The following is a 21,107-nucleotide window of genomic DNA, read 5'->3' on the forward strand; positions in this document are numbered from 1 at the left end:
AATTTAGATTGAAACAGCAGAACGACACCAACACAATTGCAAAAAAAGTGCTTCTCGAAGAAGCAGACGCCGTTCGGGGAGTGGCCGAAGCCATAGCCCAGACGCCGGATTTTGCACAATGCGTAGCCGCCATACTCTCTTTACGGGGTCGGGTGGTAGTTACCGGCATCGGAAAGAGCGCCCACATTGCGGGCAAGATGGTGGCCACCCTGAACTCCACGGGCACGCCCGCGCTGTTTATGCACGCCGCCGACGCCATTCACGGCGACCTGGGCATGATTCAGCCCGAGGACTTTGTCATTGCCATTAGCAAGAGCGGCGACACGCCCGAAATAAAAGTGCTGGTGCCGCTGCTCAAGCGCAAGGGCGTGCCGCTGGCGGCCCTGGTCAGCAATGCCGACTCCTACCTGGGCGTGCAGGCCGACTACGTGCTGCACGCGCCCGTCACCCGCGAAGCCTGCCCCCACAACCTGGCGCCCACCACCAGCACCACCGCCGCCCTGGCCCTGGGCGACGCGCTGGCCGTGTGTTTGCTGGAGTCGCGCGAGTTCACCTCCGCCGACTTTGCCCGCCTGCACCCGGGTGGTACGCTGGGCAAGAAGCTCTACCTGAAAGTGGGCGACCTGAGCCGGCAAAACCAGACGCCCCAGGTTCTGGAAAATGCCCCGCTCAAGGACATCATCCTCGAAATATCGGGTAAGCGCCTGGGCGCCACGGCCGTGCTGGCCCTGGCCGACGGCCACCTGCTGGGCATTATCACCGACGGCGACCTGCGCCGCATGCTCACCAACTTCACCACGCTGGAAGCTGTGCGGGCCCGCGACATTATGACGCCCAACCCCATGAGCATCGACGTGGACGACTTCGCGGCCGAGGCCCTGGTCCGGATGCAGAACCGCAACATCACTCAGCTGATTGTCACGGAAAATGGGCAATTTAGTGGGTTCATTCACTTGCACGATTTGCTGCGCGAAGGCTTGGTGTAGTAAAATCGTTACATTTATTTGTGATTAAATACTATGTTTGTTTTTCCCAGACCTAGTATCAAAACTTTAATCAGCTTCTTCTGATGAATCAGAATACGTTCCTCGTCGTGATGGCCGGTGGTATTGGCAGCCGCTTCTGGCCTTTTAGCCGCACTCATCTGCCCAAGCAGTTTCACGACGTGATGGGCGTGGGCCGGTCCATGCTCCAGCTCACCGTAGACCGGTTCAAGGAAATCTGTCCGCCCGAAAACGTATTTGTGGTCACCAACCGCGACTACATGGACCTGGTGCAGCAGCACCTGCCCGAGCTGGCGGCCAACCAGATTCTGGGGGAGCCGATTGGCCGCAATACTGCGCCCTGCATTGCCTACGCCAGCTACTGCATTGCCAAGCGCAACCCCACGGCTACCATCATCGTGACGCCGGCCGACCACGCCGTGCTGCGCGAGGAGGAGTTCCGGACCATCATCCGGCAGGCGGTGGACGTGGCCGAAAACCACGACGTGCTGCTCACGCTCGGCATTCAGCCCTCCCGCCCCGATACTGGGTACGGCTACATTCAGTATATCGACGAGGACAGCAAGAGCGGCTTGCCCCAGGGCGTGAAAAAGGTGAAGACCTTTACCGAGAAGCCGAATCTGGAGCTGGCCCGCATGTTCGTGGAAAGCGGCGACTTCCTGTGGAATTCCGGCCTGTTTGTGTGGCGCGCCGACGTGATTATTCACGCCTTCCACCAGTACCTGGGCGATATTGCCGAGGTGTTCGACGAGGGCATCAGTGAGCTGGGTACGGCCCAGGAAGCCGACTTCATTGCCCAGGCCTACACCCGCTGCCGCAATATCAGCATCGACTACGGGGTGATGGAAAAGGCCGACAACGTGTACGTGCTGCCCGCCGACTTCGGCTGGAGCGACCTGGGCACCTGGGACTCGCTGCACCGCATGGGCCAACACGACGCCGACAACAACGTGGTAGACGGCGACGCGCTGCTCTACGATACGCGGGAGTGCGTCATCAAAACCCCATCGGAGCGTCTGGTCGTGGTGCAGGGCCTCGACGGCTACATCATTGCCGAGTACGACAACGTGCTACTGATCTGCAAGCGCACGGAAGAGCAGCGGGTCAAGGAATTTGTGGCCGACGTAAAATCGAAAAAGGGCACGGGCTACAACTAGCCGCCTGCCACCCAACCAGACTGCAAGGGGCCCGCTGCATCGTATGCAGCGGGCCCCTTGCAGTTTATAACAGAACGGTAGCGTGAGCCTGATCAGAAGGCTATAATGGCGTTGACGCGGATGGCCGGGGCTTGCTGCTTGGTACGGGTGTCGTATTGAAAGTGGTTGCCCGAGTTACGGTCGGCGCTGCTGACGTGGTTGGGAGCCCGCAATACGTCATAATACACCTCGGGATTGAGGTAAAAGTGCTTCCAAGTACGAATTTTAACTCCCAGGCCGGTGCTGTTGCCCACTCCGTCAGACGTCACCTCTACGTCTGTATCGAGGCAGCCGCAAAAGCCGCCGGTAAAGCGGCCTTCGGACGTGAAGCGGCGGTAGTAAAAGTCGCTGAACACGTACAGCCACGGGGCTTTGACCAAGGGCGAGTACTGTCCGCCCAGCCGTAGCCGCAAGTCTTTGCCCGTCGAGCTGCCCACGGCGCAGTCGGCGCAGTTGTTGGGCTCAGTGTTGTTCGTGCCCGTGTTGTAGCTGACGCCGGAGCGCAGACTAAAGCGTCCGAGGTTGTAGCGAAACACGGCGCCGGACGCCCAGTGGGCCTTGTCGTTGAGCTGGTTGCTGGCGTAGTTGTAGACTTGCTTGGCAAAGGGAGAATAATTGACGACCTCCAGGCCTACCTCGAAGCGGTGGGGCTCATCCTGGGCGTAAGTTGCCAGGGAAACGCCGGTCAACAAGGCCGTAGTCAGCGTTAATTTCAGCATGAGAAAATGGCGAATAAAATGGTTGGCAAAATGGCGGGCTATGCGCCCATAACTACAAGTAAGAGCCGGCGCTAAGCTGGGAAGTTGCAAGCCGCAGCTAGGGCCATTCCCATTTGACTACCAACAGCTGATTCTGAAAGCCAAAAAGCCTGCAAAACAGCTTGTTTCGCAGGCTTTTAAAACAAAAGGCAAGACCTTACTGCCCGCTTTTGAGGCGCTGGCGCAGTACTTCAAACAGCATGATGCCGCTGGCCACCGACACGTTGAGGGAGCCAATCTGCCCGGCCATCGGGATGCGCAGCTTGTGGTCGGCCAGCTTGAGGTACTCGGGCGAGATGCCGTCTTCCTCGCTGCCCATGAGCACGGCTACCGGGCCGGTCATGTCCACGGTTTCGGCTTCCAGGCTGGCATCCGACTTCTCGGTGCAGGCAATGATAGTAACACCCGACTGCTGCAGGAACGTAATGGTTTCCTTCAGGTTAGGCTCCCGGCACACCGGAATCAGGTTCAGGGCGCCGGCCGAGGTTTTCAGCGCGTCGCCGTTGATCTGGGCGGCGCCGCGGCTGGGTACCACAATGGCGTGCACGCCCATACACTCGGCGTTGCGGGCAATGGAGCCGAAGTTGCGCACGTCCGTAATTCGGTCGAGCAGCAACAGCAGGGGCGTTTTGCCTTCCTCGTACAAGCCGGCCAGGATGCTGTCGAGGGGCTGGTAATCGATGGGCGACACGAAGGCTACGGCGCCCTGGTGGTTTTTGCGGGTCAGGTCGTTGAGCTTCTCAATGGGCACCAGCGACATGGGCACGTTGGCGGCTTTGGCCAGTTCCGTAATTTCCTGAGTTACGCTGTTTTTGGTGCCGCGCAGCAGAAAAATCTTTTCCAGGGTCCGGCCCGCCGTCAGGGCTTCCAGAATGGGGCGCAACCCGAACAGCATGTCGATGCTGCGGTCGGCGGCGGGCTTGTGGGGGTAGCGCGGCTTGAAGTCGCCACTGCTGCGGGAGTCACCACCGCGCGAGTCGCGGCCTTCGCCGCCACCGCGGGACTCGCGGCGGTCGGGGCCGCCCCGCTCTTCGCGGCTTACCGGGCGGTTTTCGCTGTTATAATACGTGCGCCGCTCATTCAGCGGCCGCTCCGGGCGGTCGTCGTTCCTTTTCTCCATTGCTCAACGGCGGCATACCACAGCATTTCATACTCCGGCCGGCGCACCAATTCATAGTGTTCGGGGGCAAAGGTACTGGGTTTGTGCCGGAACGTGTACGTGGTGCTGCCAGACTGGGTGCCGCGGTACACCCACTGCTCCTCGGTGGCGGTGCGGTATACCGTTTCGGGAGCACCCAGCACGATGTAGAGCAGGCCGCGGTCCGTCATCCAGCCGGCTTTGTGGGCGGTAAAGAGCTGGTTGGCCGCCGCCACCCGGCCGTAATACGTCCGGATCAGCTGCCGGGCCTGGGTTTGGTTACCGCCGGCTACTTTCAGCCAAAACTGGTCGACGGCCCGCTTAGGCTGTTCGGCACCGAGCAAGGCCTGGCGCTCGGCGGAGGTGGTCAGGTAAATCAGGGGCTGAATCAGCTCGTCGGCGGTGTTGAGCTCTGGGAAGTCCTCATCCGTCACCAGCAGGCCCACCGGCGCGGCGGTGCCCAGCGCGCGCAGAGCGTACAGGCCCGGCTGATTTAACACTAGCCGCTGCCCGGCCCGGAAAAAAAGCGAGTCGCGGGCGGGCAGCCTGCGGGGCTGGGCCGGGGCGCCGGCCGTCGACATGGGCGGCAGGGCAGCCACAAAGCTGGCGTCGTAGCGCTTGGCTGTTACGGACTTGTCAGGACCGTAGCAGTCAAGTAGAAAAGGCTCCCCGCGATGCACGTAGCGGCGCAGCAGCGGGTCGCCGAGGGAGTCGGTGAGCAGGAAGGGGCGGGCTAGGCGTTCTTTGCTAAGGTTGAGCCAGGCGGCGTCGCCAGCATCGGCCTCATTTTCGGGGGCGCAGCTGGCACTTAGCACCTGCCCGGGCTGCAAAGCCGCCGCCGCCACGCAAAACTCCACCCAGGCCGCCGACTCCACCTGCCGCGTGCGCCGGGCCAGGTGCGGCACCGTCATGCGCCAGAGCGGGCGTTTGGCCTGGTAGTTTTCCCAAGCTGCTACCTGCAATGGCCCCCGCTGCAGCACGCTGCCGTCGGGAAAGTACAGGTACAGGCGCAGACTGTCGCCCTCCCGGCGGGTATCAACCTGGATGCGGCGCAAAGGCTGGTACTGGCCGGTAAAGTCGCGCCGCTGGGCCCGCAGCGGGTGAAGTGCCAAGCCCAGCAGCAGGAGCAGACCAACGGAAAAGCAACGGACGAAAGCAGGCATAGACGAGAAACGTTGACCAAGCACAATATCGGCCAAAAACCGGGCCGGGGCCATTCGCGCGGCCATTGCTACCCCATACGGCGCCCCGGCCCGCCGAAACAAAAACAGCCGCCCCGGGGCAGGGCGGCTGTTTTGCTGATGTCTCAAGAGGCTCGCACCTTATTGACGGGGATAATACTGGTTGAGCAAATCCACGGCTTTTTTGGCCCGGGCCTGGTCGCCTACTTCCTCGGCGGCCCGGTACACGCTCTGCAAAGCCAGCAGATTGGTTTGGACTTCCATGTCGAACAGGGAATTGTTGTGGCTGCTGTAGTAGGCCAACGACTGTTGGGCCCGGTTGGTCATGGTATCCATGATTTCGTTGGCCCGGGCTTTTTCACCCACCTGCATCAGTGGCACCACAAACTGGGGCACGTAGTAGTCGTAGCGGATGCTCTTGTCGGGCATCACCTGGAAGCATTTATCCAGCACCTGCTTGGCCGTGGCTTTGTCGCCGGCGGCGAGGTAGGCTTCGGCCAGGCGGGAGAACTTGTCGCGGTAGTTGGCCGGGAAGCGCAGGTTGTTTTCGTCGTAGAAGATGTCGGCCCGGTCCAGGTTGCGGAAGGCAAACTTCTTCATCATGTTTTCAAACATGAGGTCCTTGGCCACGTAGCCCTCGTTGCCGCGCGGGTCGTAGTTGGGGTCTTTGGCGGGCAGAATCCGGTAGGCCATGCCTTCGAGCTGGAAGTAAGGCTGCAGGTTCATAAAGTCGGCCGAGTTGACCGTGCTGGAGAAGTACACCGGCCGCTTCCAGTTATTGGTAGCCAGCATGTCCAGAATCACCAGGTTTTTCTTTTCAATGGCGCCTTTGCCCATGTCCCACTCCATGCGGCTTACTAACTGCTTGCGACGGTCCTTGGGAATAATGCCCAGGGCCTCCACGGCGGCAGTATCCACGGGCAGGTAGAATTTGCGGGTCGGGAAGGACAGCAGGGGCCGGCCGCTTTGGGTCTGTACCTGCAGCAGGGGGCTGTTCTGATCCACGAGGCCAATAAACTCGCGCAGGTTGACTTCCTGCACCGCCGGGTTTTCCACGTAGGGCAGGTAGTCGTTGGTCCCCTGGGCGTAATTGTCGCTGTTCATCGAGATGGGCAGCGGCTGCGACAAGTACGAGCGGCGCTTCATCTGGTCAATGTACCAGTCGGTGTTCAGGTAGCTCAGTACGGCCACGCGCACGTCGGTCCGCACGCCTTCCACTTCCTGGGCGTACCAGAGCGGGAAGGTGTCGTTGTCGCCGTTGGTAAACAGAATGGCGTTCGGGGCGCAGGAGTTCAGCAGGTTTTTAGCCGAGTCCACCGAGTTGTAGCGGTCCGACCGGTCGTGGTCGTCCCAGCCCTGGGCCACCATCAAACCGGGGGCCAGCAGGCCCACGAGCGTGGCGGCAATGGCGCGGGCGCCATCGGCTTTGAGCACCGCTTTCAGCAAGTCGGCCAGGCCCAGCACGCCCAGGCCAATCCAGATGGCAAAGGCGTAGGTGGCACCCGTGAAGGTGTAGTCCCGCTCCCGGGGCTCAATCGGGGGCTGGTTGAGGTAAAACACGATGGCCAAGCCCGTAAACACAAACAACAGGCCGATGACCAGGGCGTTGCGCCCGTCGCGCCGCACGTGGAAGAACAGGCCGATCAGGCCCATAATCAGCGGAATGGCGAAGAAATTGTTGCGGGCCGGGCTGCTGGCAATCCGCTCGGGCAAGCCGGCTTTGCCGGCACTGGTCGGCCACACCACGCCGGCCTGCTGGATGTCACTGTCGCGGCCCACGTAGTTCCACAGGAAATAGCGCCAGTACATGTGGCCCATTTGGTAGCGGAACAGGAACGAGAGGTTCTGACCCATAGTCGGCTTCACGCCTTCCTGAATGTCGACCCACTTCTTGTAGTTGTAGATGTGCTCGGGGGCGGGGCTGTAGATGCGCGGAATCAGCATCTTGTCCTCGTCGCGGTAAATGGTTTCAAGGCGGCGCTCGGCAATTACGTACTTGTCGCCCTTACGCACGTAGCGCGGGGCGCCTTCTTTCTGGTCGATGGGCTCGGCGTTGAACTGCGGGCCGTAGAGCAAAGGCCGGTCGCCGTACTGCTCGCGCTTGAGGTAGCTCACAAACGACAGCACGTCCTTCGGCGCGTTTTCGTTGATGGTGGGCAAATAGCTGGAGCGAATCGGCACCACCAGATACGACGAGTAGCCGATCAGGATAAACACGAAGCTCAGCATGGCCGTGTTGATCAGGCGGTTGTGGGCTTTGAACGAGTAGCGGAAGCCAAACCAGATCAGGGCCACGAACAGCAGCAGGAAGAAAATCAGGCCCGAGCTGAAGGGCAGGCCGATGCTGTTCACGAAGAACACCTCAAAGGCGCCGGCCAGCGTGGGCAGGCCGGGAATAATGCCGGCCAGAATCAGGCCTACAATCACGCTGCTGATAACCAGGGTGAAAATGCCGCCCCACATGGTCGGGTTCTGGTGGCGGCGGTAGTAGTAGATAAAGCCCAGGGCCGGAATTGCCAGCAGGTTGAGCAAGTGGACGCCAATGCTGAGGCCAATAACGTAGGCAATCAGGATCAGCCACTTGTCGGAATCGGCCTCGTCGGCGCGGTTTTCCCACTTGAGCATAATCCAAACCACGGCCGCCGTGCACAGGGCCGACATGGCGTACACCTCGGCCTCCACGGCGTTAAACCAGAATGAGTCGGAGAAGGCGAAGGCCAGGGCGCCCACCACGCCGGCGCCCAGAATCAGCAGGGTCTGGCCGCCGGTGGGCTCCACGTGGCGGTCGTCGTGCATGCCGGGCCGGCCTACCACGAGCTTTTTGGCCAGCATGGTGATGGTCCAGAACAGGAACAGCACGGTAAACGAGCTGCTCAGGGCCGAAAGCGTATTAATCAGCACCGACACCTTGGTGACGTCGCCGAAGGAGAAGAGCGAGAACAGGCGGCCCAGCAGCAGGAAAGTAGGGGCTCCCGGAGGGTGGGGTACCAGCAGCTTGTAGGAGCAGGCAATGAATTCGCCGCAGTCCCAGAAGCTGGCCGTGGGTTCTAGGGTGAGCAGGTAGGTAAGGGTGGCAATGGCAAACACGAGCCAGCCAACTAGGTTATTCAGGCTTTTGTAACTCCGCATACTGGTTTAATCAGAGAAGGGCCAAAAGTAGGCAATAAATCTGGCCACGCCGCACGCCGCCGGCAGACACCTGCCGGCGGCTATATTCGGCTTCAGACATAAAAAAAGCAGCCAGGAATCCTGGCTGCTTGCAAGAAAAAAGCGGACGGGCAGAAAGTTCAGTTCTGCAAAACCAACCGTTTGGTGCTTACCACCTTGTCGTTGACCAGTAGGCTGTAGAAGTACACGCCGGCGGGCAAATCCGACAGGTTTACGGCCAGGCCATCGGTGGCCGTTTCGGGCTTCAGGGCAATCTGGCGCACTTCCCGGCCGATGATGTTGCTGAAGCGCAGCTTGTAGGTTTCGCCGGCTTTCTGGGCCAGGTTTACCATCACCATGCCCTTGCTCGGGTTCGGATACACGTTCAGGGTGGGCGCCGCCAGGCGGGCTTCGGTGCCCAGGGCCGGGCTCACGGTAATGGAACCCACCATGCCCTGCCACTTGCTGGTGCCGCTGTCGAAGAAGGCGTGGGCCGTGCAGTGGTAGCTGAACGTGCCCGAATTATTAAAGGTAATCGACTTAGAAATGTTGCTCGGGTTCATCTGGAACGTGGGCCAGGCACTGTTGTCCGAAGCCGTCGGGTGGCTGCCGCTTTCCCATTCCCATACCACCACGTCGCCGGGGCGGATGGTAACTTCCTTAGGCGAGTACGAAAAATCACTCACGGTAATGGTGACCGTAGCGGCCCAGGCAGTGAACTGAGCCAGCAGAAGCGCAAGTAGTAAAAAGAGACGGGTAGAAGTTTTCATCGTTATCAGGGTTTAAGCAGCTGAACCGGGTGGTGGTCAGTAGCACGACGCCGGAGGGTCGTTCTGCCACCATTAAAGACAAGCACCGTGCCTTATTTTTCGCACCGGTCCCGGGTTCCAGCAGACTGTCGCGACCAGTCCATTAGAGTCCGCGGGAGGTGGCGGGTTTAATACCGCAGCGGATGCTTTTCGGCTGGCTACTCGCAGCAACCCGCAAAAGGGTTGCCCGCCTGACAAACTATTTATGTATATATTTAATTTCCTGGAGCCCGAAACTTCTGAGTTCCTGGTTGATTTCAACCATTAGCCGGCCCGTTTCGTCGACGCCCACAATCTGGCCCCGTACGGCTTGGCCATCCACCTCGTAGTCGTGGGGTTCCTGGTAGCGGTAAAGGGCCTGCAGGTAGTCGAAGCGCAGGGCGGCCACCCGCCCGGCGCGCAGCATCAGGTAGCGCCGCTCCAGGCATTCGAGCAGGCGGGTGATAAGCGTTTTGAGCGGGTAGGCCCGGCCCGTGAGCCAGGCCAGGGAAGTGGCCGTGGGCATGCCAAATTCCCGCTGGTTGACATTTATCCCAATTCCGACGATGCTATATTGAATCTTGGAGCCGCTTATGGCGTTTTCAATCAGGATGCCCCCCAGCTTCTGGGCGCCGTAATAAATGTCGTTCGGCCACTTCAGACGCAGGGCGGCATCGGGGCCCAGCAGGCCTTTGGCCCAGTCGAGCACGCCCAGCGCCACGGCTTGGCTGAGCTGAAACTGGTCGGTGGGCGCCAGGAAAGTAGGCTGCCAGATAACCGATAATGTCAGGTTTTCGCCCGGGCTGGCTTCCCAGCGGTTGCCGCGCTGGCCCCGGCCAGCGGTCTGTTTGTCGGTTATGACCGTACATCCATCGGTGGCGCTGTTTTTGACAATAAGAGCCTGTGCCTCGGTGTTTGTCGAGGCGCATTCGGGCAACCAAACAATTTGTTGGCCCGTGAAGAGGGTTTGGGGGGATAGTGCCTCCACCTGATTTTCTTACTTTGTGCGTTCAAACCTAATAATACCCTATGAAAAGTACCCTGGTTCGGCAGGATTCAGACAGATTGGCAGACGTAGTAGTACGCGGCATGCAGGAGAAAAAAGCGGCCGATATCGTGGTGCTCAATCTGAAGGACCTTAAAAACGCAGTAGCGGATTATTTCATCATTTGCTCTGCTTCCTCCGATACCCAACTGGACGCCATTGCGCGTTCCGTGGAAGAAGAAGTTGAAAAGCTTACCGGTCAGAACCCCTGGCAGACGGAAGGCCGCATGAACCGGGAGTGGGTGCTGCTCGACTACGTCGACGTGGTAGTGCACATCTTCCTGCGTGACCGGCGGCAGTTCTACGCGCTGGAGGAACTCTGGGGTGATGCCGAAATAAAATATATCACCGAAGAAGCCGAAGCCGTTTAAAGTAAAACCGGCTTTGGTACGTCTTAACAATTAGCGTGGGCGGCGGTTCCGCCTTTGTTTTTCGTTTAGAATTCCTTTTCATGCCAGATACAACCCCTAAAAAGAAAAAACCAATGCTGCCCTCGCCGGCTCCCCGGCCGAGTATGCAGATGTGGGTGCTGGCTGGGCTGGTGGTGTTCATCTTTGGGATGCTCTTCATCAACCGCAGCAGTTCAACCATTGAAATCAACCAGCAGAAGTTCAAGCAAATGCTGGTGGCCGGCGACGTGAAAGACGTGACCCTGGTCAACGACCGGGTGGTGGAAGTAGCCCTGAAGCCGGAGGCAGCCAACAATGCCAAGTACAGCCAGGAACTGCGGCAGCGGGGCCCCTTATCGGATAACGGCCCCCAGTACAGCTTCCGCGTAGTCGATGGTAAAACCTTCAAGGAAGACCTGGATAAGATGCAGGCTACCCTGCCGGACACCCAGCAGGTAGGCCTGAACATCGAAACCAAGACTGGTTACGGGGAATACATTACCAGCTGGGGCATGATTCTGCTCTTGCTCGTGGGCTTCTGGTTCCTGATGCGCCGCATGAGCGGAGCCGGTGGCCCTGGTGGTCAAATCTTCAATATCGGTAAAAGCCGCGCTGCCCTTTTCGAAGGCGGCGATAAAGTGAAGGTGACGTTCAAGGACGTGGCCGGCCTGGAGGAAGCTAAAGAGGAAGTGGAGGAAATCGTGGAGTTCCTGAAGAACCCCTCGAAGTTCACCGTCCTGGGTGGCAAGATTCCCAAAGGCGCCTTGCTGGTAGGTCCTCCCGGTACGGGCAAAACTCTGATGGCCAAAGCCGTAGCTGGTGAAGCCGATGTACCCTTCTTCTCCCTGTCGGGTTCCGACTTCGTGGAAATGTTTGTGGGCGTAGGTGCGGCCCGGGTGCGGGACTTGTTCAAGCAAGCCAAAGCCAAGGCGCCCTGCATCATTTTTATCGACGAAATTGATGCCATTGGCCGCAGCCGCAGCCGGGGCAACGTGCCCGGCGGCAACGATGAGCGCGAAAACACCCTGAACTCCCTGCTCGTGGAAATGGACGGCTTCGGTACCGACTCCGGGGTGATTATCCTGGCCGCTACCAACCGCCCCGACACGCTCGACTCAGCGCTGCTGCGGCCCGGCCGTTTCGACCGGCAGATCAGCATCGACAAACCTGACATCAACGGCCGCACCCAGATTTTCGACGTGCACCTGAAGCCCTTGACTTTGGGCCCCGATGTGGATGCCCGCAAGCTGGCTGCTCAGACGCCTGGTTTTGCCGGCGCCGAAATTGCCAACGTCTGCAACGAAGCCGCCCTGATTGCCGCCCGCCGCGACAAAAAGATGGTGACCATGCAAGACTTCACCGATGCCGTTGACCGGGTTATCGGGGGCTTGGAGAAGAAGAACAAGATTATTTCGCCCAACGAGAAGCGGATTGTGGCCTACCACGAAGCGGGCCACGCCATTGCCGGCTGGTTCCTGGAGCACGCCGACCCGCTGGTGAAAGTGAGCATCGTGCCCCGCGGGGTGGCGGCGCTGGGTTACGCCCAGTATCTGCCCCGGGAGCAGTTCCTCTACAACACCGAGCAGCTGACCGACGAAATGTGCATGGCCCTGGGTGGCCGCGCCGCCGAGGAGCTGGTGTTCGGCAAAATTTCGACCGGTGCCTTGTCGGACCTGGAGCGAATTACGAAGATGGCCTACAGCATCGTAACGATGTACGGCATGAATGCCAAGCTGGGCAACATCTCGTACTACGACTCGAAAGGTCAGAACGAGTACGGTTTCTCGAAGCCGTATTCGGAGGCTACGTCGCAAATGATTGATGAGGAAGTGCGTACCATCATCGACAACGCCTATACCCGCACCAAGGAGCTGCTCACCGAGCGCCGCCACGAGCTGGAGGTAATTGCCAAGGAGCTGCTGGAAAAAGAAGTGCTGCTGCAGGAAGACCTGGAGCGTCTGGTGGGCAAGCGCCCCTATGACAACCAGACCTCGTACCAGGCCCACATGGCCGGCACCGACCGGAGCGAGACGCTGAGTGAGCGGAAGCAGGAGCACCCGGTGCCGCTGAGCAACGACCTGCCCGAAAACGACCTGCCGGGTCTGGATAATCGGCCGCGCGAAGCCGGCAACGACATTCCCACGGGCAGCACCGTCTCGCTCGACGTGTAAGAAAATACTGTATGTCTTCAAAAAAGCCAGCCCGTTTCGGACTGGCTTTTTTGTTGTTGGTGGAGGCGGGCCGCGGCTCAGCTGTTGCCAGTCGGCGCGACTTTCTATCTTTGACTACTTCCTCACCTATCTTACTTGGTGAAACCTATGGCCGAATCCTCCCGCGACATCATCCTGCGCTGCATCCGCGAATCGTTGCAGCAGCCCGCGCCCCAGCCCGCCGCCCCCGACTTCACCCAGCCCCTGCACCCAGCCCCGGCCGATGATCTGGCCGTCACGTTTGCCGAAAGCTTCGTGCGGGCCGGGGGCGTTTTCTATTACTGCGTGTCGGAAGAGCATTTCTTCGACCAACTCTTCACCTACAAAAAGGATAAGGCCCTCGACAACCTTTACGTGTGGGAGCCGGAGCTGAAAAAGCTGCTCCACGCCGGCGGCATCGGCTTTATTGGGGACGAAACCGATTGGCTGCAGAAGGCCGACGCCGGCCTGACGACCTGCGAGGCCCTGGTGGCCCGCACCGGCAGCGTGCTGGTGAGCGGGGCTACAGCCAGCGGGCGACGCCTCAGCATTTACCCCGACCAACACCTGGTGCTGGCCCGCGCCTCCCAGATTGTGCCCGACATTGGCGACGCCCTGAAGCGGGTGCAGGATGGCTACGACAATAAGCTGCCCTCCATGATTTCGCTCACGACGGGCCCCAGCCGCACGGCTGATATTGAAAAAACGTTGGTGCTCGGTGCTCATGGCCCGCGCAGCATCGTGTTGTTTTTACTGGATGACGCGCCCGAAGCAACTACCTGACCTTGCCCTGCCCCCCGGCCGCAAAGTATATTTTGCCTCCGATTTTCACCTTGGTGCTCCCGATGCGGCCCGCTCAGCCGAGCGGGAGCGGAAAATCGTGCGCTGGCTCGACCAGGTTTCCCACGATGCCGCGGCTATTTACCTCGTCGGCGACATTTTCGACTTCTGGTTTGAGTACCGCCACGCCATTCCCCGCGGCTTTATCCGGCTGCAGGGCAAGCTGGCCGAACTGACTGACGCGGGTATTCCGGTGACGTTTTTTACCGGCAACCACGATATGTGGATGTTCGACTACTTCACCAAAGAGCTCAACATCCCGATTCTGCGCCACCCGGTCAGTCAGCGCATCGGCGGGCAGGAGTTTCACATCGGGCACGGCGACGGGCTCGGGCCCAAGGACTACACCTATAAGGTACTGAAGCGGATTTTTGCCTCGCCCATTGCCCAGTGGCTGTTTGCGCGGCTCCACCCCAACTTCGGCATCGGCCTGGCCAACAAGTGGAGCCAGCACAGCCGCATCCAGAACGGCGCCGCCGACGAGAAGTACTTCGGCGACGACGAGTGGCTGCTGGTGTACTGCCGGGAGCTGGAGCAGCAGCACCACCACGACTACTACGTGTTTGGCCACCGCCACCTGCCGCTGAACGTGCCCGTGACGCCCCAGAGCCGCTACGTGAATCTGGGCGAATGGGTCAATTATTGCTCCTACGCCGTATATGATGGGAATGAACTGGCACTGCGGCACTTCGAGCAGAATGGAGAGCTTAGAACTCAGAGGTAAGTACGCAGAACCCAACCCTCAGCACCTAGAGTTGGGCCACTGGCTACGGCCGCTGATTTTGGGCTTGGTTCTAAGTTCTAATTTCTCGGCTCTAACTTTTGCCCAAACCACGGTGCCGCCGGCGGCTTCGGTGGTGCCGGCCGGCAAGCCCGCTGCCTCGGCCCCGGCGCCCGTGGTAAACGCCGCGGCCCAGACGGCCCCCGTAGCCGATGCCAACGGCTGGACCCTGACCCGCACCATTGCGCTGGCCCAGCCCGGCCCGGCGTCGGTGGACCGGCGCGGCAACCTCTACGTGGCCGACAACCAGAACAACGTGCGGCAGTTCGGCCCCGACGGGCAGGCGCTGAATACCTACTCGCCGCCCCAGCCCGGCAACACCGCCCAGATTGAGGCCTGGAACACGGCCAAGGTGCTCGTGTTTTACGACGACCGGCAGCAAATTCTGCTCCTCGACCGGTTTATGGCCCCGCTCACCCAGTTTCGCCTGCCCGATATGCTCGACGGCCTGGTGCGCACCGCCACGCTGGCCCCCGACGACCGGCTCTGGCTGCTCGACGAAAGCAACCTGGCCCTACGCCAGTACGACCCGGCCGGGCAACGCATGGTCGTTTCCACCCAGATGGACCTGCTGATTGGCCGCTCCAAGCCCGACTTCCGATTTATGCGCCAGTACCAGAACAACCTGTACCTGGTGGACCGCAGCAGCGGCATTTACGTGTTCGACAACCTGGGCAACTACCGGAAAAAGCTGCCTTTTCCGGGTTTGAGCTCCATCGGCTTCCGCAACGACGAGCTGTATTACCTGGCCGATAATGCCGTGCATTTCTTCCACCTCTACAACCTCACCGACCGGACGCTGCCGCTGCCAGCCGGCCCGGCTGACGTACGGCAGGTGCTGCTCGGCGAGCAGTTTGCCTACGTGCTGACTTCGGCCGGCGTGCTGGTGTATAAGCTCTAGGAACAGTTGGGGATTGAAGCAGGTGGCTGGTGGTCAGCCGGTTCGGTTAGGCAGGAAGCAGGAAGAGTAAGCTCGGCCGTAGCAACCCGACTGTTGGGCTGCGCGTTAGGTTTAAGCAGCAGGCTTTAGGCCCGGCCGTTACCCTAACCTTCCCCAACCAAACCCTATTTCTATGAAAGCCCTCGTGTTTCACGGCATGAAAGACGTGCGCGTTGACAACGTCGACGACCCGGAAATTCAGGAATCCCGCGACGCTATTATCCGCGTGACCAGCACCGCCATCTGCGGCTCCGACCTGCACATTTACAACGGCAGTATCCCGCAGCCGCGGCCTATGGTATTAGGTCACGAGTTTATGGGCATCGTGGAGGAAGTTGGTAAGGGCATCACCAACCTCAAGCGCGGCGACCGGGTCGTGGTGCCGTTTCCCATTGCCTGCGGAACTTGCTTTTTCTGCAACCATGACCTGCCCGGGCACTGCGAAAATTCCAACCCCGACCACTACGGCCCCGAAGGCGGCCTGCTAACGGAAAAAGGTGGGGCTCTGTTTGGTTACACCGATATCTACGGGGGCTACAACGGTGGGCAGGCTGAGTACGTGCGCGTGCCCTACGCCGACTTTGGCCCCCGCGTGATTCCCGACAGCCTCACCGACGAGCAGGCTCTGTTTCTGACCGACATCTTTCCCACCGGCTATTCCGGCATTGATTGGGGCGAGGTAAAAGGCGGCGAAATCGTGGCCATCTTCGGGGCCGGCCCGGTCGGGATTATGGCGGCCAAGTCGGCCTGGCTGCGCGGGGCGGCCCGCGTGGTCATCGTCGATACGCTGCCCTACCGCCTCGACAAAGCCAAAGCCTCGGCCAACGTGGAAACGATTCTGTGGGAAGACGCCAAGTCGACCGTGGAGCAGATACGGGCCCTGAGCGGGGGCCGCGGGGCCGATGTGTGCGTGGAAGCCGTAGGCTTTGAGCCCGACCGGGATTTGCTGGACCGGGCCAAGGCCGTGGTCAACTTCGAGAAAGGCTCCATCAAAGTCCTGGAGGCCTGCATGAGCGCCGTACGCCGCGGCGGTATCGTCTCGGTGCTGGGCGTCTATAGCTCCCCGTTCGACAACTTCCCCATTCACCAGTTCTTCGACAAGGGCATTACGCTGCGCGGCGGGCAGGCTCCGGCCCAGAAGCACATTGATAAGCTGCTACAGTACGTGGTGGAAGGCAAAGTGGTACTCGACGACATCATCACCCACCGCTTGCCCCTGGCCGACGCCGCCCACGGCTACGACATCTTCCGTAACAAGAAGGATAACTGCGTGAAGGTGGTGCTCAAGCCCTAAACAAGGAGCGTATACTTCCTAAAAGCTACCTGAGAACCTGCCTTAACGGCAGGTTCTTTTTTGGGCCATCGGTGGAAACCTGTTGAAATATTATCAAAATAAGTGCCTGAATATTATGAGATATGCTAACAGTAGCTGACTGCTCCCGGCGTTTTTTCTATCTTTAGCAAAGCTGCCTGCGTAAAGTCGGCCCCGTTTCCTTCGTCCTTTAGCTTGCTTGATGCCCCACGCCACGAAGCTGTTTTCCCGCCTTTCCTGCTTTCTTATATTCGGTACTATTGCGCTGCTAGGCACTTTTAGCGGGGTAAGAGCCCAGCAAAACCGGCCGGCCGAGCTGAAAATGGCCCCGGCTCTGCGCCGGGCCACCCCGAGTCGGGGACAAACCGTGCGCGTGAGCGTCCGGCAGAAAGAGGCTTTTCTGGCCTGGGCCCGGCAGGCGCTACCCGCCAACTCCGTGCAGGCCGTGCCCCAAGGGAATGGGATTGTGCTGCAGGTGGAAAACCTGACCCAGGCCCAGCTGCAGCAGCTTAGCGTTTCGCCCTACGTCAACTTTGTGGATGTGCCCAACCGCCGGGCCCACGACGAGCGGCAACTCAATCAGTCGGATATGTCGGTCAACCGGATTACGACCGTGCACACCCGCTTTCCGCAGTTTACCGGTTTGGGTCTGACTATTTCCATCAAGGAAGACTCCTTCGACCCCAGCGACATTGACTTCAAGGGCCGCGTAGTGCCCAGCAACCTGTTTAAAACCGCCTTTTCGCCCCACGCCACGGCTATTGCCACCCTTATTGGCGGAGCCGGCAACTCGGCTCCCTCGGGCCAGGGCGTGGCCTGGCAGGCGCGGCTGGCTACTTCCAGCTACAGCGTGCTGCTGCCCGACGACGGAGCGGCTTTGACTCAGGCCGGCGTGTCGGTGCAGAACCATTCCTACGGGGTGGCCGCCGTGGAAAACTACTACGGGCTAGAATCCCAGGCGTACGACCAGCAAACCCGGCAGTATCCGAGCTTGCTGCACGTATTTTCGTCGGGCAACGTGGGCACCCAAACCAGCACCGAGGGCCGGTACGCCGGGATACCCAAGGTGGCCAACCTGACCGGGCAGTTCAAAACATCCAAGAATACGCTCTGCGTAGGTGCCACCGACGAGCTGGGGCAAGTAGCGCCGCTCAGTTCCCGCGGCCCGGCCTACGATGGGCGCATCAAGCCCGAGCTGGTAGCCTATGGCGCCGGCGGCACTTCCGAATCGGCGGCCCTGGTATCGGGCGTGGGCGCCTTAGTGCAGCAGGCTTACCAAGTCCAGCAGGGCGGATTGCCGGCTTCGGCACTGGTCAAGGCCGTGCTGCTCAACAGCGCCGACGACACTGGCCGCCCCGGCCCCGATTTCGACAGCGGCTTTGGGCAGGTAGATGCCGCCGGCGCTATCCAAACGGTGCAGGCGCGACACTTTTTCCTGGGCTCCACGGCGGCGGCCGGCCTCCGCTCGTTTCCCCTAACCGTGCCGGTGGGCCAGCAGGAGCTCAAAGTAACCCTGGCCTGGACCGACCCCGAAGCGTCGCCGACGGCCCCGCAGGCCCTGCTCAACGACCTGGACCTGACCCTGGTGCACGTGGCCTCCGGGCGCCGCTGGCAGCCCTGGGTACTAAGTTCTTATCCGCACCCCGACTCGCTGACCCAGCTGCCCAAGCGCCGCGGCGACCACCTCAACAACGTGGAGCAAGTCAGCCTAACGGTGCCCGAGGCCGGTGACTACGTGGTGCAGGTGCGCGGCCTCAGTGTGACGGGTACCCAGGAATTCGGCGTGGCTTACGAGTACACTGCCCCGGGCTTCGAGTGGATCCGGCCCGGCGCCGCCACCAATCTGCGGCCGGGGGCGGCCAACATTCTGCGTTGGTCCTGGGCCGGGCCGCCCACCACGGGGCAGCTGCAGTACCAGCCCCTGGGCCAAAGCAAGTGGCGGGTGCTGCAGGCGGCCGTACCGCTGGGGCAAGGTAACTTTACCTGGGCTGTGCCCGATACGACCACCCTGGCCCGGGTTCGGCTAATAACCGGCAGCGCGGCATTTCTCTCCGACACGTTTACTATTGCCCCGCCCCAAACGCCCACCGTTGGCTACGCCTGCGACGACGAAGCCCTGCTGCTCTGGAAACGAATTCCCGGGGCGCAGCGCTACCAGATTTACCGCCTGCGCCAGGATTACCTGGAACCTTACCTGAGCACGGCCGACACATCCTTGGTACTCGACAAAGCCCAGATGCAGGTGCGTTCCTACGCCGTGGCGCCGGTTTTTGGCAAAATCCTGGGCGACCGGGGCAACACCATCGACTTTACCGAGCAGGGCACGGCTTGCTACGTCAAAAACTTCCTGCCCCGCACCGTCGTCACCGACACCGTCTTGTTCGACGCGGAAGTCGGCACCTTGTACCGCCTGAAAAGCCTAACCCTGGAGCGGCTGGGCGCCGGTGGAGCTCAGGTTATCCAGGTGGTTACGCCCGTGACTAGCCGGCAGCTCACCTTGCAGGACGCGGCGCCCAACCCGGGCCGCAACGAGTACCGCCTGCGGCTGGAGCTTGTTGATGGCCGCATTATTTACAGCCAGACCGAGGAAGTGCAGTTTACCCGCCCCGATGAGGTGCAGGCGTATCCCAATCCCGTCGTGGCCGGCCAGCCCCTACAGCTACTCGTGGCCGAGGCTGCCGACGTGCGGGTGCAGTTCTACGACATGACTGGCCGCCTGCGCCGCCAAAGCACGGAGTCGGGTGCCATCAAGGTCCTGGCCACGGATGGCCTGGCCAAGGGAATGTATATCATCAAGGTAATTACCGCCACCGGAACCATTATGACCACCCGCCTGGTGGTGCTGTAGCCTGGTTGCGGCAGGATGCCGGTCTATTATCTACCCCGCTCTGGCCCCACGGTCGGGGCGGGGTTTTGTGTGGTCTTGGGGTTAGGCAGGGTAGTGCCGGCGCGGTAGGAAAGCTTTCCAGGTACTCAAGCTCCTTGGCCACCAAGCGGCTATTCGCCGGGCAGGCGCAGTCCTGGCTCGTATCCCCTGCCCCCTGCCCACTTAATTTGGTACCAGGCTGACAACCGGGCAACATCCAGATACCAAAAAGTCCGACTGTTGCCGGGGAAACGGCCAAACGGTTTGCTGCTAAACAACAAAAAGGCCTGGCTTCGGGAGAAGCCAGGCCTTTGAGGCAAGTCGCGGGAGCGACTAGTACAGGTAGTTCAAAGCCGTTTTGTCGTTCGTGTTGAACGGACGGTTCTGACCCGAGCCGATGCAAGCCAGCATCCACGAGTTAGGATCTACGCCCGAAGGAGTGCCGGGAATCAGGATGGCGCCCACGGTGCTGGCACCTTCGTTTACGGCCGAGCCACCGCAGCTATACTGACGGCTCATGTAGTCGGTGTGGCGGAAGCCGATGCAGTGACCGATTTCGTGGGCCAGTACCGAAGCAATGGTCGTCGTAGCGTAGCTCGTACCCAGCGAGGTCGAGTTCACTAGAACTTGGCTGTAGGGGTTACCGCCCGAGGGGAAGCCAGCCGAAGCCAAGTAGCCAGCGCCCGAAGGAGCCTTAGTCAGGGTAATGTTGGCACCCGAGGTTACGCGACGCATCGTGATGCGCAGGGCCAGGGCGTTGTAGCGGCGGATAGCCTCGTCAGCAGCCGTTACGTAAGCCGAAGGCAGCGTGCTCGATACGGCTATCGTGATGGTGCGGGGCAGGCCGGTTACCAGGTTGTTGGTGCGGTACTGCTCGTCTTCGCCTACGCGCATCATTTTGTAGTCAGGCTTGGCATTCAGAGCGTCGTCGCTCAGCATAATGTCACCTTCCACGAGGTAGCCGCCTTCAACTTTTTGAGCGTCCTTGGTGGTGAAGCCCAGCTGCTGGATTTTGCTGATGGCATCGGCCGAAATTTCGTTTTTAGCAGTTACCTGCTCCGACTCTTTTGAGCACGACGACAAGGCGGCGACCGAGCAAGCGCAAATGGCTACTGCGGAAAGTACTTTGGTAATTTTCATAAGAGAAAGGTTTGGTTTGGTTGGTGGAGGATGTGGTGAATGATGGGTCCAAATAGAGGATAAAAATTATCAATGTCAATAATTTTGCCTCGTATTTTTAAAATAATTGCAAATAACTGCGCTTTAATCCGATCTTAATGTAACTACAGCCCAGCTTTTGTGCTTAATTCTTATTATTGAATAATGCGGAGAAATATCTGTTTTTTGGCTCTGCGGGCGGTTTTATTCCCGGATCGTGCGGCATCGGAATCCCAAAAGCTACGGGGGTGCGGCAGGAGATAAAGCAGGTTAGCCAAGCACTGCTGTTGCCGGGCCCAACGGATATCAGGAACCGGTTTGGGCCGGCTCCAAACCTTTTGGGCCCGATTCGGTGTTCGTCGGAGCGGGCCCGGA

The 21,107-nt window shown here is 60.2% G+C and carries 16 protein-coding genes; 9 read left to right on the top strand and 7 right to left on the bottom strand.

Annotated features, from left to right (window positions below):
- Nucleotides 1-8 precede the first annotated feature (8 nt).
- Both CLV45_RS15915 and CLV45_RS15920 read left to right on the top strand, forming a co-directional pair.
- A complete protein-coding gene (locus tag CLV45_RS15915; RefSeq protein ID WP_170061875.1) occupies nt 9-986 on the top strand; it encodes a KpsF/GutQ family sugar-phosphate isomerase in 978 nt (325 codons plus the stop codon).
- An 83-nt stretch (nt 987-1,069) separates the two neighbouring features.
- Nucleotides 1,070-2,161, top strand: a complete 1,092-nt coding sequence (locus CLV45_RS15920; RefSeq protein ID WP_100337446.1) for a mannose-1-phosphate guanylyltransferase — start codon at nt 1,070-1,072, stop codon at nt 2,159-2,161.
- A 92-nt stretch (nt 2,162-2,253) separates the two neighbouring features.
- On the opposite strand, the gene CLV45_RS15925 is transcribed toward CLV45_RS15920, so the two are convergent.
- From CLV45_RS15925 to CLV45_RS15950, 6 genes are all read right to left on the bottom strand, one after another.
- A complete protein-coding gene (locus CLV45_RS15925) occupies nt 2,254-2,919 on the bottom strand; it encodes an outer membrane beta-barrel protein (RefSeq protein ID WP_100337447.1) in 666 nt (221 codons plus the stop codon).
- Nucleotides 2,920-3,115: 196 nt separating this feature from the next.
- A complete protein-coding gene (rlmB, locus tag CLV45_RS15930; RefSeq protein ID WP_317045113.1) occupies nt 3,116-4,078 on the bottom strand; it encodes a 23S rRNA (guanosine(2251)-2'-O)-methyltransferase RlmB in 963 nt (320 codons plus the stop codon).
- Nucleotides 4,039-5,259 carry a GWxTD domain-containing protein gene (locus CLV45_RS15935; protein WP_100337448.1) on the bottom strand — a complete coding sequence of 407 codons (1,221 nt, stop codon included), beginning with the start codon at nt 5,257-5,259 and terminating at the stop codon, nt 4,039-4,041. Before CLV45_RS15935 ends, rlmB begins: the two co-directional genes overlap by 40 nt.
- A 159-nt stretch (nt 5,260-5,418) precedes the next feature.
- Nucleotides 5,419-8,406, bottom strand: coding sequence for a glycosyltransferase family 117 protein (locus CLV45_RS15940; protein WP_100337449.1), 2,988 nt, complete (start codon nt 8,404-8,406; stop codon nt 5,419-5,421).
- A gap of 158 nt (nt 8,407-8,564) precedes the next feature.
- On the bottom strand, nt 8,565-9,194 hold the full coding sequence (locus CLV45_RS15945; RefSeq protein ID WP_100337450.1) for a T9SS type A sorting domain-containing protein: 630 nt from the start codon (nt 9,192-9,194) through the stop codon (nt 8,565-8,567).
- A 238-nt stretch (nt 9,195-9,432) separates the two neighbouring features.
- A complete protein-coding gene (locus CLV45_RS15950) occupies nt 9,433-10,149 on the bottom strand; it encodes a biotin--[acetyl-CoA-carboxylase] ligase (RefSeq protein ID WP_245882890.1) in 717 nt (238 codons plus the stop codon).
- 92 nt (nt 10,150-10,241) lie between these two features.
- Between CLV45_RS15950 and rsfS the strand changes: the two genes are divergently transcribed.
- The 7 genes from rsfS (at nt 10,242) to CLV45_RS15985 (ending at nt 19,556) form a co-directional block, all read left to right on the top strand.
- Entirely contained in the window at nt 10,242-10,628 is a 387-nt protein-coding gene (rsfS, locus tag CLV45_RS15955) for a ribosome silencing factor (RefSeq protein ID WP_100337452.1), read from the top strand.
- Nucleotides 10,629-10,708: 80 nt separating this feature from the next.
- Nucleotides 10,709-12,817, top strand: a complete 2,109-nt coding sequence (ftsH, locus tag CLV45_RS15960) for an ATP-dependent zinc metalloprotease FtsH (protein WP_100337453.1) — start codon at nt 10,709-10,711, stop codon at nt 12,815-12,817.
- A gap of 147 nt (nt 12,818-12,964) precedes the next feature.
- A complete protein-coding gene (locus tag CLV45_RS15965; RefSeq protein WP_100337454.1) occupies nt 12,965-13,618 on the top strand; it encodes a LutC/YkgG family protein in 654 nt (217 codons plus the stop codon).
- Nucleotides 13,593-14,399, top strand: coding sequence for a UDP-2,3-diacylglucosamine diphosphatase (locus CLV45_RS15970; RefSeq protein WP_100337455.1), 807 nt, complete (start codon nt 13,593-13,595; stop codon nt 14,397-14,399). The genes CLV45_RS15965 and CLV45_RS15970 overlap by 26 nt, the downstream gene beginning before the upstream one ends.
- A gap of 112 nt (nt 14,400-14,511) precedes the next feature.
- Nucleotides 14,512-15,357, top strand: a complete 846-nt coding sequence (locus tag CLV45_RS15975; protein WP_100337456.1) for an NHL repeat-containing protein — start codon at nt 14,512-14,514, stop codon at nt 15,355-15,357.
- 172 nt (nt 15,358-15,529) lie between these two features.
- Nucleotides 15,530-16,690, top strand: coding sequence for a zinc-dependent alcohol dehydrogenase (locus tag CLV45_RS15980; RefSeq protein ID WP_100337457.1), 1,161 nt, complete (start codon nt 15,530-15,532; stop codon nt 16,688-16,690).
- Between the two features lie 220 nt (nt 16,691-16,910).
- A complete protein-coding gene (locus CLV45_RS15985) occupies nt 16,911-19,556 on the top strand; it encodes a S8 family serine peptidase (protein WP_100337458.1) in 2,646 nt (881 codons plus the stop codon).
- 351 nt (nt 19,557-19,907) lie between these two features.
- Here the strand turns inward: CLV45_RS15985 and CLV45_RS15990 are convergent, their stop codons facing one another.
- Complete coding sequence (locus CLV45_RS15990) at nt 19,908-20,714, bottom strand: M57 family metalloprotease (RefSeq protein ID WP_100337459.1); 807 nt, start codon at nt 20,712-20,714, stop codon at nt 19,908-19,910.
- Nucleotides 20,715-21,107: the final 393 nt, after the last annotated feature.

The sequence above is a fragment of the Hymenobacter chitinivorans DSM 11115 genome, from assembly GCF_002797555.1.
In the GTDB taxonomy this organism is placed as follows: Bacteria; Bacteroidota; Bacteroidia; order Cytophagales; family Hymenobacteraceae; genus Hymenobacter; species Hymenobacter chitinivorans.